The sequence below is a fragment of the Bradyrhizobium sp. Kon69 genome, from assembly GCF_055807515.1.
On sequence record NZ_JBVVOS010000003.1, the window covers coordinates 401,817 to 428,448 of the forward strand.

The 26,632-nt window shown below is 65.0% G+C and carries 29 protein-coding genes; 11 read left to right on the forward strand and 18 right to left on the reverse strand.

Annotation, left to right across the window (positions count from 1 at the left end; genetic code table 11):
* The first annotated feature begins 127 nt into the window (after positions 1–127).
* The 3 genes from AC0L3U_RS06305 to AC0L3U_RS06315 are packed head-to-tail and all read left to right on the forward strand — an operon-like array spanning position 128 to position 3,040.
* Positions 128–976: a chorismate mutase gene (locus AC0L3U_RS06305; RefSeq protein ID WP_473347259.1), complete on the forward strand. Its 849-nt coding sequence runs from the start codon at positions 128–130 to the stop codon at positions 974–976.
* A gap of 34 nt (positions 977–1,010) precedes the next feature.
* Positions 1,011–2,105, forward strand: coding sequence for a histidinol-phosphate transaminase (gene hisC, locus AC0L3U_RS06310; protein WP_473361083.1), 1,095 nt, complete (start codon positions 1,011–1,013; stop codon positions 2,103–2,105).
* Positions 2,102–3,040, forward strand: a complete 939-nt coding sequence (locus AC0L3U_RS06315) for a prephenate/arogenate dehydrogenase family protein (protein WP_473361084.1) — start codon at positions 2,102–2,104, stop codon at positions 3,038–3,040. Before hisC ends, AC0L3U_RS06315 begins: the two co-directional genes overlap by 4 nt.
* Positions 3,041–3,154: 114 nt before the next feature.
* Here AC0L3U_RS06315 and AC0L3U_RS06320 read toward each other — a convergent pair whose 3' ends face one another.
* Entirely contained in the window at positions 3,155–4,723 is a 1,569-nt protein-coding gene (locus AC0L3U_RS06320; protein WP_473361085.1) for a hypothetical protein, read from the reverse strand.
* A gap of 55 nt (positions 4,724–4,778) precedes the next feature.
* Here AC0L3U_RS06320 and AC0L3U_RS06325 point away from each other — a divergent pair, with 55 nt between their 5' ends.
* Positions 4,779–4,919, forward strand: coding sequence for a hypothetical protein (locus tag AC0L3U_RS06325; protein ID WP_473361086.1), 141 nt, complete (start codon positions 4,779–4,781; stop codon positions 4,917–4,919).
* A gap of 90 nt (positions 4,920–5,009) precedes the next feature.
* Here AC0L3U_RS06325 and AC0L3U_RS06330 read toward each other — a convergent pair whose 3' ends face one another.
* From AC0L3U_RS06330 to AC0L3U_RS06340, 3 genes are all read right to left on the reverse strand, one after another.
* Positions 5,010–5,237: a hypothetical protein gene (locus AC0L3U_RS06330; protein ID WP_473361087.1), complete on the reverse strand. Its 228-nt coding sequence runs from the start codon at positions 5,235–5,237 to the stop codon at positions 5,010–5,012.
* Between the two features lie 189 nt (positions 5,238–5,426).
* A complete protein-coding gene (locus AC0L3U_RS06335) occupies positions 5,427–6,770 on the reverse strand; it encodes a GDSL-type esterase/lipase family protein (protein ID WP_473361088.1) in 1,344 nt (447 codons plus the stop codon).
* A 241-nt stretch (positions 6,771–7,011) separates the two neighbouring features.
* Positions 7,012–8,196, reverse strand: coding sequence for a DUF2125 domain-containing protein (locus tag AC0L3U_RS06340; RefSeq protein ID WP_456767551.1), 1,185 nt, complete (start codon positions 8,194–8,196; stop codon positions 7,012–7,014).
* A 110-nt stretch (positions 8,197–8,306) separates the two neighbouring features.
* Between AC0L3U_RS06340 and AC0L3U_RS06345 the strand changes: the two genes are divergently transcribed.
* The gene (locus tag AC0L3U_RS06345; protein ID WP_473361089.1) at positions 8,307–8,918 is read left to right on the forward strand and encodes a gamma-glutamylcyclotransferase; all 612 of its coding nucleotides are present in this window, start codon (positions 8,307–8,309) and stop codon (positions 8,916–8,918) included.
* Here the strand turns inward: AC0L3U_RS06345 and AC0L3U_RS06350 are convergent.
* The 4 genes from AC0L3U_RS06350 to ftsE form a co-directional block, all read right to left on the reverse strand.
* Complete coding sequence (locus tag AC0L3U_RS06350; protein WP_473361090.1) at positions 8,915–9,688, reverse strand: lysophospholipid acyltransferase family protein; 774 nt, start codon at positions 9,686–9,688, stop codon at positions 8,915–8,917. The two genes, AC0L3U_RS06345 and AC0L3U_RS06350, sit on opposite strands and share 4 nt — an antisense overlap.
* A 44-nt stretch (positions 9,689–9,732) precedes the next feature.
* Positions 9,733–10,437: a YdcF family protein gene (locus AC0L3U_RS06355; RefSeq protein WP_473361091.1), complete on the reverse strand. Its 705-nt coding sequence runs from the start codon at positions 10,435–10,437 to the stop codon at positions 9,733–9,735.
* A 277-nt stretch (positions 10,438–10,714) separates the two neighbouring features.
* On the reverse strand, positions 10,715–11,683 hold the full coding sequence (locus AC0L3U_RS06360) for a cell division protein FtsX (protein WP_027514144.1): 969 nt from the start codon (positions 11,681–11,683) through the stop codon (positions 10,715–10,717).
* Positions 11,676–12,335 (reverse strand): cell division ATP-binding protein FtsE, encoded by a 660-nt coding sequence (gene ftsE / locus AC0L3U_RS06365; RefSeq protein ID WP_008135325.1) that lies wholly within the window; start codon positions 12,333–12,335, stop codon positions 11,676–11,678. The genes AC0L3U_RS06360 and ftsE overlap by 8 nt, the downstream gene beginning before the upstream one ends.
* Positions 12,336–12,526: 191 nt before the next feature.
* On the opposite strand from ftsE, the gene AC0L3U_RS06370 reads away from it, so the two are divergent.
* Entirely contained in the window at positions 12,527–13,408 is an 882-nt protein-coding gene (locus AC0L3U_RS06370) for an MJ0042-type zinc finger domain-containing protein (protein WP_473361111.1), read from the forward strand.
* A 59-nt stretch (positions 13,409–13,467) separates the two neighbouring features.
* On the forward strand, positions 13,468–13,842 hold the full coding sequence (locus tag AC0L3U_RS06375) for a response regulator (RefSeq protein WP_063994095.1): 375 nt from the start codon (positions 13,468–13,470) through the stop codon (positions 13,840–13,842).
* 103 nt (positions 13,843–13,945) lie between these two features.
* On the opposite strand, the gene AC0L3U_RS06380 is transcribed toward AC0L3U_RS06375, so the two are convergent.
* Positions 13,946–15,106, reverse strand: a complete 1,161-nt coding sequence (locus AC0L3U_RS06380) for a DUF4175 family protein (RefSeq protein WP_473361092.1) — start codon at positions 15,104–15,106, stop codon at positions 13,946–13,948.
* Entirely contained in the window at positions 15,094–17,028 is a 1,935-nt protein-coding gene (locus tag AC0L3U_RS06385) for a TIGR02302 family protein (RefSeq protein ID WP_473361093.1), read from the reverse strand. Before AC0L3U_RS06385 ends, AC0L3U_RS06380 begins: the two co-directional genes overlap by 13 nt.
* A 177-nt stretch (positions 17,029–17,205) precedes the next feature.
* Here AC0L3U_RS06385 and AC0L3U_RS06390 point away from each other — a divergent pair, with 177 nt between their 5' ends.
* Together AC0L3U_RS06390 and AC0L3U_RS06395 are read left to right on the forward strand one after the other, a co-directional pair.
* Complete coding sequence (locus AC0L3U_RS06390) at positions 17,206–17,589, forward strand: carboxymuconolactone decarboxylase family protein (protein WP_007597318.1); 384 nt, start codon at positions 17,206–17,208, stop codon at positions 17,587–17,589.
* A 214-nt stretch (positions 17,590–17,803) separates the two neighbouring features.
* Entirely contained in the window at positions 17,804–18,700 is an 897-nt protein-coding gene (locus AC0L3U_RS06395) for an NAD(P)-dependent oxidoreductase (protein ID WP_473361094.1), read from the forward strand.
* 74 nt (positions 18,701–18,774) lie between these two features.
* On the opposite strand, the gene AC0L3U_RS06400 is transcribed toward AC0L3U_RS06395, so the two are convergent.
* On the reverse strand, positions 18,775–19,101 hold the full coding sequence (locus tag AC0L3U_RS06400) for a DUF1330 domain-containing protein (protein WP_473361095.1): 327 nt from the start codon (positions 19,099–19,101) through the stop codon (positions 18,775–18,777).
* 134 nt (positions 19,102–19,235) lie between these two features.
* Positions 19,236–19,934 carry a winged helix-turn-helix transcriptional regulator gene (locus AC0L3U_RS06405; RefSeq protein ID WP_456767543.1) on the reverse strand — a complete coding sequence of 233 codons (699 nt, stop codon included), beginning with the start codon at positions 19,932–19,934 and terminating at the stop codon, positions 19,236–19,238.
* Positions 19,935–20,116: 182 nt separating this feature from the next.
* Here AC0L3U_RS06405 and AC0L3U_RS06410 point away from each other — a divergent pair, with 182 nt between their 5' ends.
* Positions 20,117–20,635: an SRPBCC family protein gene (locus tag AC0L3U_RS06410; RefSeq protein ID WP_473289816.1), complete on the forward strand. Its 519-nt coding sequence runs from the start codon at positions 20,117–20,119 to the stop codon at positions 20,633–20,635.
* 65 nt (positions 20,636–20,700) lie between these two features.
* Here AC0L3U_RS06410 and lysA read toward each other — a convergent pair whose 3' ends face one another.
* The 3 genes from lysA to argH form a co-directional block, all read right to left on the reverse strand.
* Positions 20,701–21,966, reverse strand: coding sequence for a diaminopimelate decarboxylase (gene lysA / locus AC0L3U_RS06415; RefSeq protein WP_473361096.1), 1,266 nt, complete (start codon positions 21,964–21,966; stop codon positions 20,701–20,703).
* A 23-nt stretch (positions 21,967–21,989) separates the two neighbouring features.
* A complete protein-coding gene (gene lptM, locus AC0L3U_RS06420; protein ID WP_473361097.1) occupies positions 21,990–22,280 on the reverse strand; it encodes an LPS translocon maturation chaperone LptM in 291 nt (96 codons plus the stop codon).
* Positions 22,281–22,373: 93 nt separating this feature from the next.
* Positions 22,374–23,771, reverse strand: coding sequence for an argininosuccinate lyase (gene argH / locus AC0L3U_RS06425; protein WP_473361098.1), 1,398 nt, complete (start codon positions 23,769–23,771; stop codon positions 22,374–22,376).
* Between the two features lie 106 nt (positions 23,772–23,877).
* Here argH and tlpA point away from each other — a divergent pair, with 106 nt between their 5' ends.
* The gene (tlpA, locus tag AC0L3U_RS06430; protein WP_473361099.1) at positions 23,878–24,567 is read left to right on the forward strand and encodes a thiol:disulfide interchange protein TlpA; all 690 of its coding nucleotides are present in this window, start codon (positions 23,878–23,880) and stop codon (positions 24,565–24,567) included.
* Between the two features lie 11 nt (positions 24,568–24,578).
* Here tlpA and AC0L3U_RS06435 read toward each other — a convergent pair whose 3' ends face one another.
* The 3 genes from AC0L3U_RS06435 to AC0L3U_RS06445 form a co-directional block, all read right to left on the reverse strand.
* On the reverse strand, positions 24,579–24,773 hold the full coding sequence (locus tag AC0L3U_RS06435) for a putative motility protein (RefSeq protein WP_007597338.1): 195 nt from the start codon (positions 24,771–24,773) through the stop codon (positions 24,579–24,581).
* A 196-nt stretch (positions 24,774–24,969) separates the two neighbouring features.
* Positions 24,970–25,851: a 3-hydroxybutyryl-CoA dehydrogenase gene (locus tag AC0L3U_RS06440; RefSeq protein ID WP_007597339.1), complete on the reverse strand. Its 882-nt coding sequence runs from the start codon at positions 25,849–25,851 to the stop codon at positions 24,970–24,972.
* A 193-nt stretch (positions 25,852–26,044) separates the two neighbouring features.
* Positions 26,045–26,632, reverse strand: a 588-nt coding sequence (locus AC0L3U_RS06445) for an electron transfer flavoprotein subunit alpha/FixB family protein (RefSeq protein WP_473361100.1), incomplete at its 5' end; no start/stop codon positions are given.

Below are 26,632 nucleotides of genomic sequence, written 5' to 3' on the forward strand. Positions count from 1 at the left end.
AAGGGCCCGATTTCCCTTTGCATTTCTCTTTGCTTTCGCAGCCCCGACTGCCTAATCAGGATATCCATCACAGCGGTGACAGCTCGACTGATCCGCATTGAACGCCTCGCAACAGCACCTCACAGACATGTCCCAACGTCCGCCCGCGCCACCATCGCTCCAGGAATTGCGCAAGGAGATCGACGCGATCGACGAGGGCATGCATCGCCTGCTGATGCAGCGCGGCGACATCATCGACCGCCTGATCCAGGTGAAGCAGACCCAGGAGGTCGGCTCGGCGTTCCGCCCGGCACGTGAGGCCTCCATGATGCGCGACCTCGTGCAGCGCCATCGCGGCATCCTGCCGCTCGACACGGTCGAGAGCATCTGGCGCGTCATCATCGCGACCTTCACCTATGTCCAGGCCCCGTTCTCGGTCCACGCCGACATCTCGGCGAGCGAGCCGGCCATGCGCGATTCCGCGCGATTCCATTTCGGCTTCACGGTGCCTTATGTCGCGCATTTCAGCGCGCAGGCGGCGGTCGAGGCCGTCGCGAAGTCCAAGGGCGATCTGGCGCTGGTCTCGGCGACTTCGAGCCGCACGCCGTGGTGGCTGTCGCTGGAAGAAGCCGGCGCGCCAAAGATCATCGCGCGACTGCCCTTCGTCGAGCGCGCCGACCATCCGGCGGCGTTGCCCGTGTTCGCAGTCTCGCGCGTCGCCGACAGCGCGCTGGTGACGGAGGTCGAGACCTTCAGCGTCCGCGTGTCAGGGTGGAACGCCGAGGTCGCACGCGCCCTGTCGCCGCTCGCCGAGATCGTGGCGGTGCCTGACACCGCCTTCGACGGCGCCGCGCTGCTGGTCTCGGTCACCGCGACGAGCAGCCTCGACAAAATCAAGGCTGCCCTGATCGAAGCGGGGGCCTCGGTGCGCTCCACGGCCCTCGTCGGCAGCCACGCAACGCGCTATACGGTGCCCCCGACCGGGTCGAAATCGTAAGTCGCGAACCGCTTAAGCCAGTCCGGAGTTGAAGATGTCCCGCCCCGTGCCAAATCCCGGCATTCTCGATATTGCGCCCTACACGCCCGGCAAGACTCCGGTGGCAGAGCCCGGCCGCAAGGTGTTCAAGCTCTCGGCCAACGAGACGCCGTTCGGGCCCTCGCCGAAGGCGATGGAGGCGTTCAAGAACGTGGCGGATCATCTGGAAGACTATCCGGAAGGGACCTCGCGCGTGCTGCGCGAAGCGATCGGGCGCACCTTCGGGCTCGACCCCAACCGCATCATCTGCGGCGCCGGCTCGGACGAGATCCTCAATCTGCTCGCCCACACCTATCTCAGCCACGGCGACGAGGCGATCTCGACCACGCACGGCTTCCTGGTCTACCCGATCGCCACCATGGCGGTCGGCGCGAAGAATGTCATCGCGGCCGAGAAGAACCTCACCTGCGATGTCGACGCCATCCTCAAGGCGGTGACGCCGAAGACAAAGCTGGTCTGGCTCGCCAACCCCAACAACCCGACCGGAACCTACGTGCCGTTCGACGAGGTCAAGCGCCTGCGCGCCGGCCTGCCCTCGCACGTGCTGCTGGTGCTGGACGCAGCCTATTGCGACTACGTCTCGCGCAACGATTACGAGATGGGGATCGAGCTGGTGGCGACCACCGAGAACACGGTCGTGACCCACACCTTCTCCAAGATCCATGGTCTCGCGGCACTGCGCATCGGCTGGATGTTCGGCCCCGAGCACATCATCGATGCGGTCAACCGCATCCGCGGTCCCTTCAACGTATCGACGCCGGCCATGTACGCCGCCGTTGCCGCGATCGAGGACACCGCGCACCAGGCCATGTCGAAGCAGTTCACCGAGACCTGGCGCAACTGGCTGACCGAGGAGATCGGCAAGCTCGGGCTGAAGGTGACGCCGAGCGTCGCCAATTTCGTGCTGATCCACTTCCCGACCGAGGGCAAGACCTCGGACGCAGCCGACGCCTTCCTCACCAAGCGCGGGCTGGTGCTGCGCGGCTTGAAGAACTACGGCCTGCCGCATTCGCTGCGCATGACCATTGGCACCGAGGAGGCCAACCGCCTCGTCGTCGAGGGCCTGCGCGACTTCATGGCCGGACGATGAGCGCGACCCCGCACTTCCGGCGCGTCGCGCTGATCGGCTTCGGCCTGATCGGCGGCTCGATCGCGCGCGCCGCGAAGCTCCAGGGCCTGGCTTCCGAGATCGTCACCACCGCGCGCTCGGAGAAGACGCGCGCGCGCGTGCTCGAGCTCGGCATCGTCGATCAGGTCGTTGCGACCAATGCAGAAGCCGTGAAGGACGCCGATCTCGTTATCCTCTGCATTCCCGTCGGCGCCTGCGGGCCGGTGGCGCAGGAGATCGCCGCGCATCTCAAGCCTGGCGCGATCATCTCCGACGTCGGCTCCGTCAAGGGCGCCATCGTCAGGGATATGGCGCCGCATCTGCCGAACGGCATCCATTTCGTGCCAGCGCATCCCGTCGCAGGCACCGAGCATTCGGGTCCGGACTCCGGCTTCGCCGAGCTCTTCATCAACCGCTGGTGCATCCTCACCCCACCGGAAGGCGTTGATGCGGCTGCCACCGATCGCCTGCGTGCGTTCTGGGCCGCGATGGGCGCCAAGGTCGAAATCATGACGCCGGATCATCATGATCTCGTGCTCGCGATCACCAGCCATCTGCCGCATCTGATCGCCTACACCATCGTCGGCACCGCCGATGAGCTGGCGCAGGTGACGGAGTCCGAGGTCATCAAGTTCTCCGCCGGCGGCTTTCGCGACTTCACGCGCATCGCGGCATCCGATCCGACGATGTGGCGCGACGTCTTCCTCGCCAACAAGGAAGCCGTGCTGGAGATGCTCGGCACTTTCACCGAGGATCTGGCAAAGCTCACCCGCGCGATCCGCCGCGGCGACGGCGAGGCACTGTTCGACCACTTCACCCGCACCCGCGCCATCCGCCGCGGCATCGTCGAAATCGGCCAGGACTCGGCCGCACCCGACTTCGGCCGGCCGCACGCGCAGCTCGGGAACAAGCCGTAGCGCTGAAGTAGCCCGGATGGAGCGCAAGCGTAATCCGGGACCTCCGTCGCTTGAGGCAAGATTCCCGGATTGCGCTTCGCTCCATCCAGGCTACGAGCCTGCGTCGCTCCGTGACTAGAACGGATAGTAGCGGATCTGCGTCATGACGACGTTGTCGTCCGTCCTCGGAGCGCCGCCGACGCCGGCGAACGCGACCCGCTGGGTGTAGGAATACTGCAGGCCGGCTTTGAGCGTACCGAAATTGCCCTGGTAGACGGTGTCGTAGATCCCGGCCGTGATCTGCCGGACCTCCCTGGTGTTGCCGTTGCAGGTCGCGGCTGCCGAGTTCTCGGTCAAGCAGCCGGTGTTGTTGTAGAGCGGATTGCCGTAGCCGAACGGCACCGTTCCAACATTGGCGAAATTCGCCTTGGCCTTTTCGAGGCCTGCATAGGAGTAGACATCGAGGCTGGGCGTCGCGTGCCAGATCAGGCCAACGGCGGCCGCCGTGATCGTCAGCGGGAGGATGGTGCCTTCCTGCGCCACCGCCGCGTCAGGGAACGGCGTTGCCGTGAAGCGGCCGAGCACGCCGTGCGAGCCATAGAGCTGAAGATCGAGGGTTTTCGGAATCAGCTCGGCGAAGATGTGACCGCCGAAGCTTCCGGTGTCGTAGGTGTGGTTGGCGTTGTTGAAGCGGTCGAACAGCTGGCGGTAGAGTGCCCACGCCTCGACATGCAGCTTGGTGGGCCCGAGCCGTGGGTCCCACGCTGCCTTGACGGTGACATCAGGCACTTGATTCAGACTGACATTGTTGAGGTTGTTGAAGAAGCTGCCGCCGGGACCGGTCAGGTTGACCTGAAGGTTCGGGTTCAGCACGCCCTGTGGTCCGATGGCGGGTGTGCCGACGGCCGGGACGTTGCCGCCGAAGAACGCTGTCTGGGCATTCTCGACCGAGGCAGCCAGCTTGAACTCCGGTCCGATGTCCTGCCAGACGCGCAGCCCGGGCTGCCGTGCCGCAAGAAATCCCGGAACGGATTCGAAGTCGATCACGCCGGGCGCGTCGACGCCACGAGGATCGATGCCGGACTTGGTCGGCGCGTTGAGCGACCAGGATTGCCCGGCGAGGAAGTGAAGACCGAGATCGCTGCGGTCCAGTTCCAGGCTAAGCTGCCGCATGCGCGGATTGAACGAGTTGGTCGCAACCGAGCTCGCCGTCTGAGCCGCACCTTCGAAATCGATCTCGCCATAACCCGCGAGGTGCGTGTCGGCATCGGCATTGCCTTCCGCCAAGACCGAGAACCTGCTCTGGCGCGCGGAGAAGCGCGTTTCCGGGATGTTGAAGTTGCGGCTCTGCTGATAGGGGATGAAGTTGTAGACCGAGCCGGTATCGGAGGCGAGATTCCGTGAGCGGTAGATGCCGGTGAGATCGACCCAGCCACCGAATGTCAGCGTCACGCCCTTGTAGCAGACCTTGCCGGCCGCACATGGATCGGCGGCGAGCGCCTTATAGCTTGCAGGTAACTGAACGGTTTTCGCCTGCGCTTCAACCTGTCGCGTCTTGTGCGCCTCGGAGTCCACGCGCTGCTGGAGCTCCTTCAGTTTCGCCTTCAGCGACTGGATTTCGGTTGTGACATTGTCGTCGGCACGCGCCTGCCCTGAACAGGCAGCGAGAATGCCCAGCATCAGCCCGCAATTGATGATCCGCACTTGAAGCTTCCTCCATTTGGGAAGCGGATTGGATTCCGCGCGCCGGCTCCGGCGCATGCATGCTTCCCTGGTGTGGAGTGATTTGAATGCGGCTGCGGTTATTCGCGGCGCCGGGCATCTTCTGCATCACTTTTTCCTGACGATCCTGTTCGGAATATTTTCGTTGGCTGCCGATCCGCACGCGCGATTGTCGTGATTGTCCAAGGCAACTTTCAAGGCAACGCGCATTGGGCCCGGCCGGGACATGACCGGGCCCAGTTCACGACGGGCAAGTGGTGGATGGCGGCTATTTGCCCTTGGTTGCGCGCATCACCGTTGGGCGCGGTGATTTCGGCGAGGGGACGAATGCCATCGTCTCGCGCGTCGTGGGATTTGAGATGTTGCGATCACCGTTCGGATAGATCGAGGCGTATGCGGCCGGCTCCTGCGACTGCCATTGCCACTGCGCGAACGCTGGCGTCGCGAGCGTGGTCGAGATGGCGATAGCGGCAATGAACAGCCTGGATTTGGTCATGATATCTCTCCTGCCTGGGCGACCGCATCATCGTGCGGCCGACATGGAGAGAGAGCGGAGTTTGCGGCTCCGCATTCCCGGCGGGTCATCACGATCCGGCGAAGCGGCCGTGAGTTCAGCTCGTAACGCGGATGGAGGAGTTACGACAACTGAGGGCGGCGAATGGAGAGAGGCGACTCTGAATTCATCCTACTGCTTCGCGCTGCGACCAAACTTTCCCGGCTTGAACAGATCGAGGTCGATGGCCTGTCCCATCGCCAGATATCCGGTGCGGTTGGGATGAAGCTTGTCGCCGGCGCCGCCAGTGGTGCTTTCGGGAACGAACTCCGGCTTGAGGCCCCCCGAGGCCGGATCGAGCGTCGCGCGATCAAAATCGATCACACCGTCGAATGTCCCCGAGCTACGGATGAATGCGTTGAGCGCCTTGCGCTTGTCATCCTGTTCGGGAAAACCATGGGCCGCGCTGGTGCTGCCCAATGCCGAAACGACGGTGGCGCCAATGATCCGGACTTGCGGCCATTTCGCACGTAACCTCGCGACGCCATCCTTCATCGCGGCGATGACCTGGTCGGCGGTAAAATTGCCGTTCTTGCTGAAATCGTTGATGCCCTCCAGCCAGATCAGGCTCGATATGCCGGACAGCGACAGCACGTCGCGCTCGAGCCGCTGGCCCGAAGCGGGGCCGCCCGCGTACGGTTTGTCGGGACCATATTCGGCGGGGCCCGCGATTTGGTTGCCACCGATGCCGCCATTCACGACGGCGACCTTGTTGCCGTAGACCGACTTCAGGCGACGCGACAGCACGTTGGGCCAGCGATCGTCGCCATTCATGGTTGAGGCGGTCCCGTCGGTAATCGAATCCCCAAACGCCATGATGGCGAAGGCATCGGCAGGCGCAGTCATCTCGATCGCATCGAGAAAGAACCACGACGCAGTCGCATAGGGGAAGGAAGCCTCGTCTTCCAGGGCGCCCTTCGCGCCGGCGCCGGGCGCACTGACATAGGAGGTGGTCAGCGCTTTGGCGTGCCAGGTCATCGGGCCGCTCTCGCCGGCGACATGAAAACTGACCGCAAGCCGGCGGCCGGCGAGATCATCAGGCCGCTTTGCAAACGGCAGCGTGATCGCATCGCTCCAGACCGAATTCCCCGGCGACACCGTAACGGAAGGCGTGCCGGCGAACGTAACGGGAGTGTTGGAGCCGCGGATCAACGCGGCACTGCCCGATTGCAGGCCGAGGTAAACGCCGTCAAAGGTGACGGGTTTGGTGCCGAAGGCGTTGCTGAGCCGGATGCGGGCCTGACGGCCCCAGATATCCGGCCGAACGATCAGGCGAAAGGTCTGGTCCCGCGCACCGGCCGCAGGCTCGGGAAACGCGAATTTCTGTTCGGGCTGGACAGACGGATTGCCGACGGGGTATGGGCCCTGAACCGCGCCCGTCCAGGACACCACCCAATGTTCGCTATCCTTGGCGGTTGCGGTCTGAAGCGAGGCGACGAGCAGCGATGCTGCGACGAGACAATTCAACGCGTGCATTGTTTCCCCCGAACCCCAGATAATTTGGGCGCGACTTTAGAGCCGTCAGTTGGCCTTCAATAGGGCGGCAGAACGCTACCTGTCCAGCCGCAACTGAGACACTCCTCGCCCGACGCCGGAGACGACCCCACAGGTTGCGTCACCGGCGCCAACAAGAAGCGCTTCGGAAGCCATCCGTTCACAGCCTCGAACGCGTCAGGCGGACCAAGCTGTCCGCCCGGCAGATTTATGAATTCACGATCTAATACAGCGGCGGGATCTGGCCGACCTTGACCGGGCCGAGCAGCACGGCGCCGTCGGCGAACTTCAGCGGGAAGCTGCGGGCCTTCTTGCCTTCCAGCGTGCTCTCGGTGCCGATCGAATTGATGCCGGCGGCCACGCCGGCATTGGCGTTCTGCTTGATGACCTTGCCGAGGCCGGGAACGGCGCGGTCGAGCGCACCGAACAGATTGTTGAGGTCCTGCGACTTCACGCCGGGCGCGACGCGATCGAGGGTTGCCTGTGGCACCCCCTCCTCCAGCATCTTCTCGATGCCGAGCGCGGGGATCACGCGCTCGAGGCCCGTCACGGTCATCTGCAATTCGCCATCGAGACGGCCGTTGGCCGAGAGCCCGAGCGTGCCGGCCGCAACCGCGATCATCTCGCCCTGCTGGATCCGGGACTGCACGATCTCGATATGGCCGCCGGCGGCCTGGATCTCGCGGAAGCGCTGCGGCCACGGCTTTGGCGTGAGGTCCGACAGTCCGGTGATCTTCGCTCGCGTGTCGGCTTCGAACGGCTCGGCGAGCAGCGGATGAACGCCCTGGATGCTGCCCTGCGCGATCTGGAGCACGGTCTCGATCACGGGATGATCGGACGGCGATCCATCCGCGAGGCGTCCATGCAACTCGACCTGTTTCGCGCGCGCGAGCGGCACCTGCACGCTGCCGTCGACACGATTGACGGTCGGCTCCTCGAACACGATCGAGGCGCGCTCCGGCACAGCGGGCAGGCCGACCACGCTGCTGCGACCCTTGCTCCAGTTCACCACGAAGGTGCTTTGCGTGACGCCGTCAGTGAGCGTCGCGGGTGCGGTGAATTCGGCGATGACGCGCTTGGGGTCGTAGACCTGGGCGACGACCAGGATGTTGTCGAGCTTCGCCGTGAACGGCGTCTTGCTGGCATTCTGCGACACCAGGGCGACGCTGGCGCCCGAACACTGGACCTCGAAGCGGAAGGGGAAGCCCGCGATCGAGCGCTTGGCGCAATCATAGACGCGGCCGGATTTGGCCTCCTGCGCGCGCCAGGCATCGGCGGCGATTTCGGCCTGCGACGCGGCATAGAACCAGAAGCAGCTCCACGCCACCGCGAGGATCAGGAGGATGACAGGGGCGATGAAAAGGCCCCAGCGGGAGCGCCGGCGTGCGGCAACGGTCATATCGGACATGCGGCGACCCTTTGACCCCTGATTTTGTCAAATGTAAGCGAGGTTGGCGTGCTCCGAAAGGCGGAGAATTCGCTTCGCTTGGGAGCGCGGTTCTGGTAGCCGTGCCCGAAATGTCGGAAATCACCCTCCCCTCCGTCACCACTGCCAAGGGCGACCTCTGGGTGTTCGGCTACGGCTCGCTGATGTGGCGGCCGGGCTTCGAATTCGAGGAGCGCGTCCCGGCACGGCTGGTCGGCGAGCACCGCGCGCTCTGTGTCTATTCCTTCGTCCACCGTGGCACGCCGGAGAAGCCGGGCCTGGTGCTCGGCCTCGACCGCGGCGGCGCCTGCCGCGGCATCGCCTTCCGCGTCGCCGAAAAGAACCGCGCCGACGTCGTCGCCTATTTGCGCGCGCGCGAGCAGGTGACGTCGGTCTATCGCGAGGTCATGCGCTCGGTGTGGCTGGAGAACGACGCGCGGCAGCGCGTCTCCGCGCTCGCCTATGTCGTCGACCGCGGCCATGTGCAATATGCCGGCCGGCTGTCGCTCACCGACCAGCATCGCCACGTGCTCCAGGGCCACGGCCAGTCCGGCGCCAATCGCGATTACGTGACCGCGACGGTGAAGGCGATCGAGGCCGAAGGTTTTCGCGATGCGCAGCTGCATCAGCTTGCCATGATGCTGCATGGGGATGCGCATTCTCCGCACGCCCCGGCTGCGGTGGACGATCGGGAAAACCGCTAGCTCTCCGACGGCGCATAGCTCGGCGCCGAGCCGATCAGCTGCTCCTGCTCCTTGCGGCCGGCTTCGACGAGGCGGCCGGTCGCGTCTTCGATCGCCGCTTGCACACGGGAGAGAAACTGGTCCTTAGGCAAACCCGGCGGCAGCGGATCGAGGAATTCCACCACCAGCGTGCCGGGATAGCGCATGAAGGTGCGGCGCGGCCAGAACAGGCCGGAATTGAGTGCGATCGGCAGGCACTGCGCGCCGCAGGACGAATAGATCTGCGCGAAGCCGCTCTTGTAGTCCGGTGGCGCGCCCGGTGCGCGGCGCGTGCCTTCGGGAAAGATCACGAGCTGCCCGCCGCTGCGCACCGCCTCCCGCGCCCGCCGCGTCATGTCCAGCAGCGCCTTGACGCCGGCGTTGCGGTCGATCGCGATCATCCCGGTCTTGACCAGGAACTGACCGAACACCGGGATCTGCATGAGCTGACGCTTGAGGATGAAGATCGGACGGTCGAAGAAGCCCGGCAAGACGAACGTCTCCCAGAACGACTGGTGCTTCGCCACGACGACCAATGGTCCCGTCGGAATCTTGTCGAGGCCGCGGAATTCCACCTTGATGTTGCAGACCGCCCGCATCAGGAACAGCGTCGCCTTCGCCCACCATTGCGCGACCGTGAGCATGGCGCGCGGCGGCAATGCGAAGGTCGGCAGCGCCACGATCGCGAGGCACACCAGCACGGTGTAGAACAGCACGTTGAACACGAGCGATCGCAGGAAAATCAAGAACATCGAGGATCCGATCAATTGCCGATCCGTTGCCGATCCGTTGCCGATCAGTTGGCCTGTGCGGTGGCGGGCCGCTTCGGTTGAAGCCCGGGAGGCTGCTCCGACATCTCGGGCGAAAGGTCAATCCCGAAATCCTCCAGCCGCACCCTGAGCTCGGCCGCGATGTACTTGACATATTCCGACAGCAGCAGCCGCAAGGTGGACGCCGAGGTCCACCACGGCTCCTCGCGCCATTTGTCGCCGACCACCACGAACGGGATCAGCGTCGTCTCCGGCATCGCATGCGAGAATTCCACCAGCGCGCGCGGCATGTGATAATTCGAGGTGACGACGATCAGCGATTTGAAGCCGCGTCCCGCGGCCCAGTGCCGCGCTTCCGCGGCATTGCCGCGGGTCGAGACCGCAGTGCGGTCGAGATCGACGCAGCAACGCATGAAGGACTGGTTCTCCGGCAACGTCCGGGAGATGTCGCTCGCCGTCGAGGTCGGGTGCACGCCGGAGATCAGGAGCCTCCTGCCGTAGCCGGCAGCGAGCAGCTCCATCGCATCCGACACCCGCGAGGAGCCGCCGGTCAGCACCACGATGCCGTCCGCCTTGCGGTCCGGCGCGATCTCGGCGCCGCGCAATTGCGACAGAAACGCGATGAAGCCCGCCGCCGCGCCGACGAAGGCGAGCGCAATCGTCGACATCACGGCCGCGCGCAGCCAGCCGCGCGGCAGTTTCGGCGATCGATCGTCGGTCGGCGCGGTCATGTGATGTCGGTGATCCCTTCCCAGAGATGATTTTAGGACGTTTTGAGGCGAAGTGGAGTCCGGTTTGTCGGCCTCAATCGATGTGGCGAAGCACTGGGGCCGCGAAGTAGATTTCCCCTCTCCCCTTGTGGGAGAGGGTGGCTCGCCGCGATAGCGGCGAGACGGGTGAGGGGTATGTCTCCGCGAACTCGCCTCGACGTTCGTGCACGTGGATAGAACCCCTCATCCGGCGCTTCGCGCCACCTTCTCCCACAAGGGGAGAAGGAAGAAAACCATTTCAATCGACATCATTCAGCGTCGCGAACAGCGTCTGGCGCGAGGCGACCGCGGTGATGGCGCCGATCAGCACGGCCTGCACCGCGAGCACGATGTAGCCGGACGGCCGCAGCGAGAAGGTGCCGAGCAACGCAGCGAACTGGTCGCCGACGGGGGTGCCGGAAAACCAGCCTGCAATCGACTCGGAGAAGCCGAACACCAGCATGGCGGCGCCGCCGCCGATCACGCCGCCCTCCAGCCCCAGCCTGAGGAAATGACGCAGGAAGCGGTTGGCGATATAGCGGTCGCCCGCGCCGACGAAATGCAGCACCTCGACGATTGGACGGTTCGCCGCCATGGCGCCCCGGGTCGCGAACGACACCGAGATGATGGTGGCGACGATGACGAGCGCGAGGATGCCGAGGCCGGCGAGCACGGTGGCGTTGGTCATCGAGCGCATGCGCTCGATCCATGCGCGGTGATCGTCGACGCTGGCGCTTGGCGCCACCTGGGTCACGCGGGCCCGCAGAGCGCCGAGATCGAGCGCCGTGCCGGGCTGCACGCGCGCGATGATCATGCGCGGCACCGGCAGATCGTCCATCGACAGCCCGGTGCCGAGCCAGGGCTCGAGCAGCTTGCCGCTCTCGTCCTTCGTGAACGGCTTGACCTCGACGATGCCGGCTTGCGCGCGCATGGCCTCGGTCACCGCCGCGGTGTCACGTTCGAGATCGCGGCCCGTCTGCGGGCGAACCTGGATGGTAATTTCGCTCGCGACATCCGACTGCCATTCCGCGGCGGAGGCGCTCACCAGCAGCACCGTGCCGGTCGTCATCGACGCCAGGAAGGTCATGATGGCGACGACGGCGACGAGCGCGCGGCCGTGGATCGAGGCGCGCGGCACGATCGGCGACATGTTGCGCGCCCGGGCCGGAAGCGGCGGCCCCTCCTGCCCGAGATCGACAAGCACGCCGCGCTCGTCGGGCCTACTCATAGACGTGCAGCCGTCCCTGGTGCAGCACGAAGCGTCGCGCCTCGTACTGGTCCATCAGGGCGATATCGTGGGTGGCGATGATGACGGCGGTACCTGACTTGTTGAGCTCGATGAACAGCCGCAGCAGGCGGCGGCCGAGCGTCGGATCGACGCTGCCGGTCGGCTCGTCGGCCAGCAGCAGCTGCGGCCGCGAGATCACGGCGCGCGCGATTGCCGCGCGCTGCTTCTCGCCGCCGGACAGGATCGGCGGCAGCGCGTCCATGCGTTCGCCGAGCCCGACCCATTTCAGGAGATCGATGACCTCCTTGCGGTAGCTCGATTCGCTGCGGCCCATGACGCGGAACGGCAGCGCGACGTTCTCATAGGTGGTCATGTGGTCGAGCAGGCGGAAATCCTGGAGCACGATGCCGATGCGCTTGCGCAAGTCTGCGATCTCGTCCTTGCCCAGCTGCGAGATGTCGTGACCGAACAAATTGACGAGCCCCCGCGTCGGGCGATGCGACAGGAACAACAGGCGCAGCAATGAGGTCTTGCCGGCGCCGGACGGGCCGGTGAGAAATTGGAAGGAATGCGCCGGAATCTGGAAGTTGAGGTCGCGCAGGACCTCGGGCCCCAGGCCGTAACGCAATCCGACATTTTCGAACCGAACCAAGCTCAGCTCCGTTCGAGAGAGGCCGCGGGCCGCACGGCTGTGCTCCGCCACACGCGATCAGCGGGTTTTGCGGCCGTTATGGTTTCCGGTTCGTTAACGGTCGTCCTGTAGCATAATTGGTAGCATCTTTCCCGCTCGGTTCTCCGCGACCGTGTCACCGTCACGACTTGGCCATGCATCAGGGCTCGTCCATGCATATCGTCTGCCCTCATTGTACGACATCCTACGCCATCAAGCCCGCGAGCCTCGGGGCGAATGGCCGGACCGTGCGCTGTTCCCGTTGCAAGGAAACCTGGGTCGCCCATGCCGAGGATGCCATCGAGGAGGCATCTGTCCCGGCCATGGCCGCAGCCAGCCGGGGCGACGACCAGTCCGATCTCGCCGAGCAGTGGAACTCCTATGCCCAGGACGACGGTGCCGCTGAGGCACCTGTCGTTGACAGCCCCTCGATCGCCAGCGACTGGCCGGACCAGGAGACCAGCGATACCGAAGACGAATGGTCGGCGGCCGCCCGGTCCGTCGAGGAGGAAGTTGTCGGCGAGCAGCACCAGTCCTGGTTCCGAGGCCTGTTCGGCAGTCGCCGCGGCGCCCGAGTGCGCCGTCCGGTGGCCACCGCGGCCCCGCGAAAATCCCATTTCGGCCTGCCAACTGCCTGCGCCGCCATGGGCGCGCTGGTGCTGGCGCTGGTGATCTGGCGCGGCGACATGGTGCGGCTGCTGCCGCAGACGGCCGCCTTCTACCGGATGGTCGGCCTTGAAGTGAACCTGCGCGCACTGGCCTTCAAGGACGTCAAGCTCTCCAGCGAGACTGTGGACGGTAAGCAGGTGCTGGTGATCGAGGGCGTGATCGTGGGCCAGGGCAAGAAGCCGCTCGACATTCCCCGGTTGCGCTTCGCGGTACGCGACGCGCAAGGCGCGGAAATCTACGCCTGGAACGCCGTTCTGGAACAGACCGTGCTACAGCCCGGCGAGCGCGCCTTCTTCCGCTCGCGCCTGGCCTCGCCGCCGCCGGAGGGCCGCAATATCGACGTTCGCTTCTTCAACCGGCGCGACATCGCTGGTGGCAGCGTATAAGCGATTTCGCAGGTCTCGCAGGCAAAGTTTGTGGCGAGATTGATCCCAAGGTTTGTCTCATGTCCAAGATTCTGATCGCCGACGACGAGGATTCGATGCGCCAGCTGGTGGCGCGCGCCATCGCCATGGACGGGCACGAAATCGTCACCGCGCAGGACGGCGCCGAGGCGCTGGAGATCCTCACGCGCGCGGACGGCGGGTTCGACCTGCTGCTCACCGATATCCAGATGCCAGTGATGGACGGCATCGCGCTGGCGCTTTCCGTCGCACGCGATTTCCCCGATTTGACCATTCTGCTGATGACCGGCTTTGCCGACCAGCGCGAGCGCGCCTCGAACCTCAATGCGCTGGTGCATGACGTCGTGACCAAGCCGTTCTCGGTCGCCGACATCCGCACCGCGGTGGCGGATGCGCTGGCGGCGAAGAAGGGGTAGCAGGCGGGTTCGTAGCTTGTAGCCCGCATGAGCGCAGCGACATGCGGGACCGGCGGCCCCGGATAGCGCTTCGCTCATCCGGGCTACGAGAGCTGCGACAGCCTCAAAAATCCTTCAGCAGCCGCTCAATGTAGTCGAGTTCGATCTGCGGGCGCGAGCTGTCCCCCAAGCGGCGACGGAGCTCCTCGAGGATGCGGCGGACGCGCTGGGCGTCGATCTCGCCGGGGATCTTGACCGTGTAGTCGTCGCTCAGATCGCGGCCGTGAAGCGGGCGGCCGAGCGGATCGGTCTGATTGCCGCCGCTCTGCTGGCGGCCGGGCCGGTTGCCGGGACCATCGCCCTGCCCGTCGCCATCGCCCTGCTGCATCGCCTCGGCCATCTTCTGCGCGCCCTTGCGCAAGGCCTCGAGCGCTTTCCCCTGCGCGTCCACGGCACCGTCCGAATTGCCTTCTCCGAGCTGCGAGCCGGCATCGCCCATGGCCCCGTCGGCAGCGTCCAGACTGCCGTCGTCATCGCCCTGGTCGCCGTCCTGATCGCCATCCTGGCCCGGCTGTCCCTGCTCGCCCTGCTGACCCTTTTGCCCTTTTTGGCCCTGGCTCTTCTGGCCTTTTTGCCCCTTCTGCGTGAGGCCGCGCTTGGCGAGTTCGTCCTGCAGCTTCTTCAGGCGATCCCGCAGCGACTGCTGATCCTGCTGGAGGTCCGACATCGACTGGTCGCCCTGCTGCTTGCCGCGCGAGCGCTCACGCCGGGAATCCTGCCCCTGCTTGAAAGTCTTGTCGCGCAATTGCTGCTGCTTGCGGATCATGTCGCTGAGCTCGTTGAGCGCCTGCTCCATGTCGCTGTCGCCGGATTGCCCGGGCTGCGCCATCTGGAGGTTTTCCATGATCTGCGCGAGCTGCTCGAGCATGCGCTGAGCCGCTTCTTTATTGCCTTCGCGCGCCGCCTTCTCGATTTGCTTCAGCAATTCGTCGAGGTCGCGCTGCGTGATGACGGAACGATCGCGATTGGAGGATTGGCTCTTTTCCGTCGCGCGCTTGTAGTCCTCGAGCTTCTGAATCGCGTCGGATTGATTGCTCAGGCTCTTGCCGGATTCCTTCTGCCTGAGGCTGTCGCCGGAATCCTGCATCGCCTTTTCAGCGCCATCGAGCAGGGCATCGACATCCTGATCCTGCTGGGCAGCCACAGGCGAGACGCCTCCCAACAGGAAGGCGAGGCAGGCGATCGAGATCGCCTTCAAAACTGGCACGCGCGTTAGCTTCCGCATTTACGGTCTCGCGTCGACTGGTTGGCACCGTCGTTGCCCGGCTTCGCCCGGTTGTTTGCCGACTTGCGATAGGCCTGAAGCTGCTCGCGCAACGCGTCCTGCTGCTTCGCCAGCTCTTCGAGCTGCTCGGGCGTGGCGTTCTGGGTCTTTTGTTTCAGCTCGACAGACTTGTCGAGGATGAGCTGAACCTCTGCCGGGAAAGGCTGCCGCGGTCCAAGCGGATTCTGCTCGGCGCGCCGGGCGAGATCGCGCACCTTGCCGGCCATCGCCTCGCGAAGCTTTTGCGTCAGCGCCTTGATCTCGTCCTCGCTGGCGCCGCGTTCCAGCGCCCGCTTGAGCGCGTCCTGGGCCGAACGCAGCGCGGCGTTGACGCTGCCGGCGACACCGTCGTCCTCGATGGTGACTGCGAACGCCCACATGCTTTTCACCACATCGCGCATCGCGTCGTCGGTGCGGGCGGCTTCCAGCTGCAGCGCCAGGCTGCGCAGGCCGAGATAGCAGCCCGCATCCGGCGTGAACAATTCGGGCGCGATCATCAGCGCGTCGAGCGCGGCGTAGACATCCGAATTCTTGTTGGCGTCGAGCGCGAGGATGCGGCGCTGTTCGACCAGCGCGCGCGCGAGCGAGTTGGTGAACAGCCGCTCGGGCAGGCGCATGTTGAAGGGCTCGCTCCTGGCCTCGTTGCCGGCCTCGTCCTTGGCGGTGAGGGTCAGGGTGACGTCGGCGCCGGCATAGGGATCCTCGCTAAGGTCCTTCACCGTCTGGCCGACACCGTTGCGGGTACGTGCATTCGGCAGCACGAGCGGGAATTGCGGCGGCTGGAATAGCGGCCGCGCGGCGGCCTTGGTCTCGGCCTCCTTGCTGCCATCCTTGGCATCGACGGGACGCAGGCCGATTTGCGCGTCGGCGCCGGTGACGCCGTAATCGTCGTCGACCTTGTAGGTGAGCTGGAGTCCGCCACGGGCCTGGCGCTCGGGATCCTTGGCCAGCGCGATCGTCGGCGCGCGGTCCGGCGTTGCCGCAAACGCCCATTGCGGCTGGCCGGAGGGTGCGCGGACATGCGCGGTGCCGTCGCCGCTGATGGCAAAATGCTTCTCGTTGGTACCCTTGGGCGCGGCTTCGGTGGGCGCGACTTCCTTGAGGCCGCCGGAGACGACAACATCAAGGCTGCCGCCGGAGGAGCGAACGATCAGGGTCGAGCCTGCAGGAACGGCGAGCGGGCCGCTGGCCGGCAGCGCGGCGGCCTCCTTGTTCGCGGCCGACAGGATGACCGGCGGCTTGCCGGTGTAGAGCGGTGGCGTGACCCAGGCATCGACGCGAACATTCGTCGGCGCCAGCACGCCGTTCAAGTGGAAGGCGGCCCCGAGCCGCATCGCACGCTCGTCACCGGCGGCGAAGAAGGTCGCCACCAGCATCACCATGACCAGCGCGCGCAGCGCCCAGGGGTCATGCAGAGCGAGCCGGGGCTTCGGCAGACCGGCTCGGATGCGCTTGATCGAAGCCAGCGTGCGCTCGCGCTGCGCCCGCCACAAGGCCTGCGCAACCGGGTCCTGCGAGCTCAGCGTGTCCGTCAGCGTGGTGGCCGGCCGATGACGGATGCCAGAGCCGCGGTCGAGCCGGGCCAGAGCCTCCTCGCGGCTCGGCCAGCGAAAGCGACTCAACGGGAACAGGACGGCAATCGCGATGCCGGCGAAAACCACGAGCCCGATGGCGCGGGCAATGAAGGGCAGCGCCAGCCAGAGGCCGGCCCAGGACACCACAAGGAACAGACCGACGACGGTGAGAAGCCGCGCCAAATTTGGCCAGGCACGCTCCCACGCGATGGCATATGTGGCCCGCTGCAGGGCTTGCGCCAGCTTCAGCCGCGACAGAGCGTCGCCATCGCGGATCGGGTCTGACGGGTCGGGGGTGACGCCGTTCAATCAACTCTCCAGGTTGCCCGGTAGAGAAGCGTACCACAACGGCAGCACTGAGGCATCCGTTCCTGTACGGGAGACACCCCTTTTCTCGCATAACACGAGGACGTGACTGGACCGCCGCAACCCCGTAATTTCCGCGCCGCCAGCCAAGAAAAACGCAAGAGAAGCAAAGGAAACGCCATGGACAAGAAGATGCACGACAAGGGCCTGGAAGTCCGCAAAGCGGTGCTGGGCGAGGCCTATGTCAACAACGCCCTGAAGACCGTCGACGATTTCAACCGTCCGTTCCAGGAGATGCTCAACGAATATTGCTGGGGCACGGTGTGGGGCCGCGAGGAGCTGCCGCGCAAGACGCGCAGCATGCTCAACATCGCGATGATCGCGATCCTCAATCGGCAGCACGAATTCCGCGCGCATCTCAAGGGCGCACTCACCAACGGCGTCAGCCGCGACGAGATCCGCGAGATCCTGATGCAGGTCGCAATCTATGGCGGCATGCCGGCCGCGGTCGACAGTTTTCGGATCGCGCGTGAGGTGTTCGCGGAGATCGACGGCAAGGCGTGAGACGACAACGCTCTCTCCCACGTCGTCCCGGCGAAGGCCGGGACCCATAACCACAGGCAGCCCTTTGGCGATGACTATACGATACCTGACCTTGATCGGTACGTGCGCTATCCGCCAAACAGAGATCACACGGTATGGGTCCCGGCCTTCGCCGGGACGACGCCGAATGTAGGGGCGCACCGCTCGCCAACAACGAAGAACACAAGGAAACACCATGGACATCGGATTCATCGGCCTCGGAAACATGGGTCTCCCGATGGCGCGGCGGCTGATCGAGGCCGGCAACCGGCTCGTCGTGTTCGACACGCGCCAGGAGGTCGTCGACAGGCTGGTGGCGCGCGGCGCCACTGCGGCGACGTCGCCGAAAGAGGTCGCCGACCAGGTCGAGACGGTCATGGCGAGCCTGCCTTCGCTGCAGGCTTCGCTCGCGGTTGCGACGGGGCCGAACGGCGTGATCGAGGGAAGCCGCGTCAAACGCTTCATCGATCTCTCCACCGTCGGCTCGGCGATGGCCGTGAGGATTCACGGCCTGCTCGCCAAGCATGACATCGTGCAGATCGACTGCCCCGTCTCCGGCGGCGTCGGCGGCGCGGAGAAGGGCACGCTGGCGGTGATGGTCTCGGGGCCGAAGACCGAGTTCGAGCTGCTCAAGCCCGCGCTCGACATCATCGGGAAAGTGTTCTTCATCGGCGAGAAGCCCGGCGCGGCGCAGACCATGAAGCTCGCCAACAACTTCCTGTCGGCCACCGCGATCGTGGCGACCTCGGAAGCGGTGGTGATGGGCGTCAAAGCCGGGCTCGATCCCGCCGTGATGATCGACGTCATCAATGCCGGCTCCGGCATGAACACCGCGAGCCGCGACAAGTTTCCGCGCTCGGTGCTGCCGCGCAGCTTCGACTTCGGCTTCGCCACGGGACTGATGGTGAAGGACGTGCGGCTGGCGCTGGAGGAGATGAAGCAGCTCGGCCTGTCGATGGAAGTCGCGGATGCGGTCGGCCGGTTGTGGGAGACGGTCATTAGCGCGGAAGGCGCCGAGTCCGATTTCACCGCGGCGATCAAGCCGATCGAGAAGAAGGCGGGCGTCGTGGTTGGCGGCAGGCCACCCAGCTAGCGCCAACACGAGAACGCAGCGCCGACAACCGGCGCTGCGCTGTCCTCCTTGGATCGATCTGACGAAGACGCAGTTCAAGCCTTGGCGAGATAGGGGATCGTGCCGGCCAAGTCGGTATCGTCGATCAACTGGAAGCGGCTCTCGCTGCCGCCCCTGCGCGCTGCCGCGAAGCGGCCGTAGGCGGGATCAGCGACGAAGGACTCTGCTGCCTTCGCCGTTGGAAACGACATGATCGCGATCAGCGAGGTGTCGAGAGGGGCACCTTCAAGGGTTTTCACATTGCCGCTGCGGGAAAGATACTTGCCGCCATGCTTGTGCACCAGCTCGTGGACGGACGCGGCGTAGTCCGGCACCCACCTTCCGTCAGTCACTTTGATGTCCGCGATCAGATACGCTGTCATGTCGTGTCTCCTGGCTCGAGTTCAGCTCCGCGTTGATACAGGCGGGCATCACTTGGGTGCCAGAACACGGCGCGGCCTCGCCAGTACGGGAACTGTAGCGGGGCGATACAAATACTGAATTGCGCCGCCCTGGATCAGCTCGCCAGCTTGCGTTCCTTGGCGAACGGGCTGAGGCCCAGCCAGCTTTGCATGGCTGCGGCAAGCTGCCGGTCGCCGGTGAGCAGCATCCGCCGGCTTGCGACGGCCGCGCGCACGGTATCGAGTCCCATCCAGATCGCCGTCATGGTGCGCAGATCAACCGACGCGTAAAGGTCGACGTCGAAACCGGGATCAATCGAGCAGAGGTCGACACTGTCGTCGGGATCGACGATCAGCCACCACAACCGCTGCGTCGAAGGCAATTCCGGATAGGCGAACTGCAGCACACTGCGGCGAGTCGGCATCGGCGTGGTGTTCAAATTCCGCCGCATGTCCCACATCAACAGCTGGACATCGAGATGCTGAAGCGACAGATCCGACTCGATGCGGCGCTGGCCCCAGATGCCGAACGCCTCCACGATCGGGCCGAGTTCGCGTCCGGCTGTGGTCAGCAGATATTCGGTGATACCGCGCTCGGAAGCCGACGCCCGGCGCGTAACGATGCCGGCGGCTTCGAGCTCCTTGAGACGTTGCGAGAGCAAGGCAGGCGACATCCGCGGAACGCCGCGGCGCAGCTCGTTGAAGCGCGTCGAGCCGGCAATGAGTTCACGTAGCAGCACGACGGTCCAGCGCGTGCATAATATCTCGGCCGCCATCGCGACCGGACAGAACTGCCTGTAGCTGCCGATGGTCATGCGGGCCTCCGTGACAAGCGAAGGCGCAACCTTAGGGCCGCGGCGCGCGGCTTCCTAGTTCAGTTTCTGTATCAGCAGCGATTCATTCTCTGAACTGGCCGCGGACCGTGGTGAGCGTCTATTCGACCGGCATTGGCAAGCCGGCCGCCGCAATCGCGGCCCGCCGGACACAGGAGATTACCATGAAGAAATACGATTCAGCGGCTTCCAGATTGCTCGTTTCGGTTCGCAGCGCCGCGATTTGCACCCTCGGCCTGGGCGTCGGCGTCATGCCGGCGTCCGCAGCCAATCTGACGAGGAGCATCGAGGTCAGCAGTGCTGCGGCCGAGGTGTGGTCCGTCATCGGGCCGTTCTGCGCGATCAAGGATTGGCTGCCGCCGGTGGGGCAGTGCATTGTGGACGGCAAGTCGCCGCCAACCCGGACGCTCGTCACCAGGGACGGCAAGGCTTCGTTCGTGGAGACGCAGACTGCGCGGAACGACAAAGACTACAGCTATTCCTACGCGTTCCTGTCGAGCCCACTGCCGGTGAGCCAGTACAAGTCGACCATCAAGGTCATGGCAAAGGGTGAAGGCGCGTCGGTGGTGACATGGACCGGCACCTACACGCCCGACCCGGGGCGGGAGAAGGAAGCGGTCGATGCCCTCGGCGGCGTCTATGATTCCGGCCTCGCCGCGATAAGGGACCGGTTCAAGAAGTAGGGGTCAATGCAGCGATGGGCGCAGCGGTAGCTGCGCTCATCGTGGACAATCACAGCCTCACAGCCTCACAGCCACGGCGCCGGCGCATCCATCGCGATCAATTGCTCGACCTCGATGCGCGGACGCACGACCGCGTACTGGTCGCCCTTCACCAGCACTTCGGGCACCAGCGGCCTCGTATTGTAGGTGCCGGCCTGCACTGCGCCATAGGCGCCGGCGGTCATGATAGCGATGAGGTCGCCGGGCTTTGGCGTCGGCAGCGTGCGATCCAGCGCGAGGTAGTCGCCGGTCTCGCAGACCGGGCCGACGACGTCGGCCATCATGGTCGCGCCCCCCTTCGCAGGCTGCGTCACCGGCAGAATGTCGTGATGGGCCTCGTACAGCGTCGGACGGATCAGATCGTTCATGGCGGCGTCGACAATGACGAAATTCTTGCCGTCACCGTGCTTCACATAGATCACCTTGGCGACCAGGATGCCGGCATTGCCGACGATCATGCGCCCCGGCTCGAACATCAGCGTGCAGCCGAGATTGTGGCTGACGCGCTTGACCATGGCGGCATAGGCGTCAGGCGCCGGCGGCGCCTCGCGGTCCATGTAATAGGGAATGCCGAGACCGCCGCCGAAATCCACATGCGAGATGTTGTGGCCGTCGGCGCGCAGCGTTTGCACGAATTCGGAGAGGATGCGGAACGCGATCTCCATCTTGGAGAGGTCGGTGATCTGGCTGCCGATATGCACGTCGGTGCCTGTGACCTCGATGCCCGGCAGCTTCGCGGCGCGGGCATAGACCTCGCGAGCATGCGCGATCGGGATGCCGAACTTGTTCTCGGACTTGCCGGTCGAGATCTTTGCGTGCGTCCCGGCATCGACGTCGGGATTGACGCGGATCGAGATCCGCGCGGTCTTGCCCGTCTCGGTCGCAACGCGCGACAGCAGCTCGAGTTCGGGCTCGGATTCGACGTTGAGGCAGAGGATGTCGGCGGCCAGCGCGGCGCGCAGCTCGTCTTCCGTCTTGCCGACGCCAGAGAACAATATTTTGTTTGCGGGAATGCCGGCCGCCAGCGCGCGCTTCAATTCGCCGCCGGAGACCACGTCCGCGCCGGCCCCGAGCCGGGCCAGCGTGCGCAGCACCGACTGGTTGGAATTCGCCTTCATGGCGTAGCAGACCAGCACCTTCTCCCCGGCGAAAGCGTCGGTGAAAACGCGATAGTGCCGCTCGAGCGTTGCGGTCGAATAGCAATAGAACGGCGTGCCGACGGTTGCAGCCAGCTCGGACAGGTTCACTGCCTCGGCGTGCAGCACGCCGTTGCGATAGTCAAAATGGTTCATGGCGTTGGCTCAGTTGCCCCAGCCTATCGGCTGGGTCTTTCGTCCAGCAGCGGGTCGAGGATAAACGGTTTCTTCCTGCCCTTGGTCGCCGCCGGTGCGGCGTCCGCGCCATAGGTGGGATTGAACACGCTCGGCGTCCTCTGGGCTTCGGCCTCGGTGTCGGTCGGCGGTGCGACGTTGGCTGTGGACGCGCTCGAAGCGGTCGGCGGCAGATCCAGCGGGCCCTTGCGGCCACAGCCGGCAAGCGCGAGCGCCGTCAGGCTCAAGACAATGATGGCCCACCCCGAGCCGGTCGGGCGAAACTTTGACGTCACGACGAAATCCCCACTACGCGCGGCGCACCATACAGAGATTGGCGCGCTCTGGCGAGACCCGGATGACCATGAAACATAAGCGAAATTTTGCCCTCAGCCCAATTTTCGCTCTTTTTCCAGCCGCCTCAGCCAGGCCTTGGCCTGCGCCGCCACGTTCTTCGGCGCGGTGCCGCCGAAGCTGGTCCGGCTCTTGACCGACGATTCGACCGAGAGCACGCCGAGCACGTCTTTCGTAACCTTCGGCTCGATCGCCTGCATCTCCTTGAGCGGGAGCTCGTGCAGCGCCACGCCGCCCTCGGCGGCTTTCGCGACGATGCGGCCGGTGACGTGATGGGCCTCGCGGAACGGCATCTTTAACGTCCGCACCAGCCAGTCGGCAAGATCGGTGGCGGTGGCGTAGCCCTCGCCCGCAGCAAGCTTCATCTTCGCTTCATCAGGCACGAGATCCCGGACCATGCCGGTCATGGCGCGGATCGCGAGCGACAGCGCGGCGAAGCCTTCCATCGCGCCCTGCTTGTCCTCCTGCATGTCCTTTTGATAGGCGAGCGGTAGGCCCTTCATCACGATCAGCAGGCCGTTGAGCGCGCCAATGACGCGGCCGGTCTTGGCGCGCACCAGCTCGGCGGCGTCGGGATTGCGCTTCTGCGGCATGATCGAGGATCCCGAGGTGAACTTGTCGCTGAGGCGGATCATGGCGACCAGCGGCGAGGTCCAGATCACGATCTCCTCGGCGAAGCGCGACATGTGCACGGCGCAGATCGAGGCCGCCGACAGCGTCTCCAGCACGAAGTCGCGATCGGAAACCGCATCGAGCGAGTTGGCCATCGGACGATCAAAACCGAGCGCCTTCGCCGTGGCGTGACGGTCGATCGGGAACGAGGTTCCGGCGAGCGCCGCAGCTCCGAGCGGGGATTCATTCAGCCGCTTGCGCGCGTCCTGGAAACGGCCGCGATCGCGCGCGGCCATCTCGACATAGGCGAGCAGATGGTGGCCGAAGGTCACCGGCTGCGCGGTCTGCAGGTGCGTGAAGCCGGGCATGACCGTCCCGGCATGCTCCAGCGCGCGCTCCACCAGCGCCTGCTGGAACGCGGCGAGCGCGGCGTCGGTCTCATCGAGAACATCGCGGACATAGAGCCGGAAATCGGTCGCGACCTGGTCGTTGCGCGAGCGCGCGGTGTGCAGGCGGCCGGCCGCGGGGCCGATCAGCTCGGATAGGCGGCTCTCGACATTCATGTGAATGTCCTCGAGCGCGCGCTTGAATTCGAAGCCGCCCTTGCCGATCTCTGACAAAATCGTGTCTAGACCCTTGCCGATATTTTTCGCATCAGAGGCCGTGATGATGCCCTGCGCGGCCAGCATCGCGGCGTGGGCCTTGGACGCGGCAATGTCCTGGGCAAAGAGGTGACGATCGACGTCGATGGAGACATTGATCTCTTCCATGATCTCGTCGGGACGTTCCGAGAACCGGCCGCCCCACATCTTGTTGCTCATGATCCCCTGCTCACGCCTTGCCTGTCGCCGCCGCACGTTTGCTGACGGCTGCCAGCCGTATTAAGAGGCCTCTGATAGCCATATCTGCGATCGGATGACAAACGATATGCTCGACCCCAACGACAGGCTCGACCAACGGACAGCACGGTCGGCCACGCGCCGCATCCCCGTCGTCATCGCCACCGTGGTGGTCGGGGGCCTGGCTGGCTTTGCCGCGCTGTACGGGCTGGGCCTGGGCCGGGCCCCATCCGGCGATCCCGCTTGCCGGGCGGCGGTGAACACGGCGCAGAAGATCGCCCCGCTCGCCCATGGCGAGGTGGCGGCGCTGACCATGGCGACCGCGCCGCTAAAGCTGCCGGACCTGGCCTTCGAGGACGCCGACGGCAGGCCGAAGAAGCTGTCGGATTTCCGCGGCAAGACGCTGCTGGTGAACCTCTGGGCCACCTGGTGCGTGCCCTGCCGCAAGGAAATGCCGGCTCTGGACGAGCTCCAAGGCAAGCTTTCGGGCCCGAATTTCGAGGTGGTGGCGATCAATATCGACACCCGCGACTCCGAAAAGCCCAAGGCGTTCCTGAAAGAGGCCAATCTTATCAGGCTCGGCTATTTCAACGATCAGAAAGCCAAGGTTTTTCAGGATCTTAAAGCGATAGGCCGGGCCTTGGGCATGCCCACCTCGGTGCTGGTCGATCCCCAAGGCTGCGAGATCGCGACGATCGCGGGGCCGGCGGAATGGGCGAGCGAGGATGCGCTCAAGCTGATCCGGGCTGCGACGGGCAAAGCCGCCGCGTCGTTCTAAGCGATGATGTTTTAGGCGGTGACGTTGATGTTGCCGCCTACGCCGGCGCCGACATTGGCCAGCGAGGGCTGTCCGGCGCCGAGCAGCGTCAGGACGGTGGATTTCTCCGCATCCGCATTCTGCTTCATCAGCGTCGCCGAGATATTCGACTGCAGCGCGCCTTGCTGAGAGGCCAGCATGCTGCTGACCATCGCCATCATGTCCATTACGCAACCCTCGTACCGCGCGTAACCTAGAGGCGAGCGGTTAACGGGACATGAAAGGTAGGCTTGCTCCGTGTCCCGGACGCGGCGCGGCACGAAGTGATGCACCGCAGAGCCGGGACCCATGCTTCCGCGTGCGCGCGGCCTCTGGGCCCCGACTCTGCAGCGCTTCGCGCTGCGTCCGGGGCACGAGACAGCCTTACCTCGTCGGAACCGGCTTGGCGCCGCGGTAGTCGTAGAAACCGCGCTGGGTCTTGCGACCGAGCCAGCCCGCCTCGACGTATTTGACCAGTAGCGGGCACGGGCGGTACTTGGAGTCGGCGAGACCTTCATGCAGCACCTGCATGATCGACAGGCACGTATCGAGGCCGATGAAATCGGCGAGCTCCAGCGGGCCCATCGGATGGTGCGCCCCGAGCTTCATCGCCGCGTCGATCGCCTCGACGTTGCCCACGCCTTCGTACAGGGTGTAGATCGCCTCGTTGATCATCGGCAGCAGGATGCGGTTGACAATGAACGCCGGGAAATCCTCGGAGACCGCGACCTGCTTGCCGAGCTTGCCGACGAATTCCTTTGACGCCTCGAAGGTCTGGTCGTCGGTGGCGATGCCGCGGATCAGCTCCACCAGCTCCATCAACGGCACCGGATTCATGAAGTGAATGCCGATGAAGCGTTCGGGCCGGTCGGTGGCGGCGGCGAGCCGCGTGATCGAGATCGAGGAAGTATCGGAGGCAACGATCGCCTCCGGCTTCAACACCGCGCAGAGATCGTGGAAAATCTTGCGCTTGACCTCTTCCTTCTCGACCGCGGTCTCGATCACGAGATCGCAGTCCGCGAGGTCGTCCAGCTTCTCGCCGGCCACGATACGCGCCATCGCCTTGGCTTTGTCGTCCTCGCTGACGGCCTTCTTGGAGACCTGGCGCGTCAAATTGCCGTTGATCGTGGCCATGCCTGACTTGAGGCGGTCGGTCGAAATGTCGTTGAGCACCACGTCGAAGCCGGCCAACGCAGCGACATGCGCGATGCCATTGCCCATCTGCCCCGCGCCGATCACGCCGACCTTCTTGATTACTGCCGCCATAATGTCATCCACCGGAACGGCGCGCTATCAACCGCGCCTGCCTATCCCCCTGAGCCGGGAGGTCTGATTTAATCAGAACCCGGCCTCGAAACCTAGATTGGATCGCTTCGAAGGCGTGTCCCGCGCCAAAGAAAACGCCTCAAAAAGCAACACCGGCCGGAGTTTATAGCTCCGGCCGGTGTTTTAGCGCGTTTTACTTGCCGAGCTTGCCGAGTTCGGCCGTCAGCTCCGGAACCGCCTGGTAGAGGTCGGCGACCAGGCCGTAATCGGCAACCTGGAAGATCGGCGCGTCCTCGTCCTTGTTGATCGCGACGATCACCTTGGAGTCCTTCATGCCGGCCAGATGCTGGATCGCGCCGGAAATGCCGACCGCGACATAGAGCTCGGGGGCCACGACCTTGCCGGTCTGGCCAACCTGCCAATCGTTCGGCGCATAGCCCGCATCCACCGCCGCACGCGAAGCGCCGACGCCGGCGCCGAGCTTGTCGGCGAGCGGCTCGATGTACTTTGCGAAGTTCTCCCGGCTCTGCATGGCGCGGCCACCGGAGACGATGATCTTGGCCGAGGTCAGCTCGGGACGATCGCTCTTGGCGACTTCCTCGCCGACAAAGGACGACAGGCCCGGATCGGCCGCCGCCGCGACGCTCTCGACCGACGCGCTGCCGCCTTCGCCCGCTGCGGCAAAGGTGGAGGTGCGCACCGTGATGACCTTCTTGGCGTCCTTCGACTTCACCGTCTGGATGGCGTTGCCGGCGTAGATCGGACGCTCATAGGTGTCGGG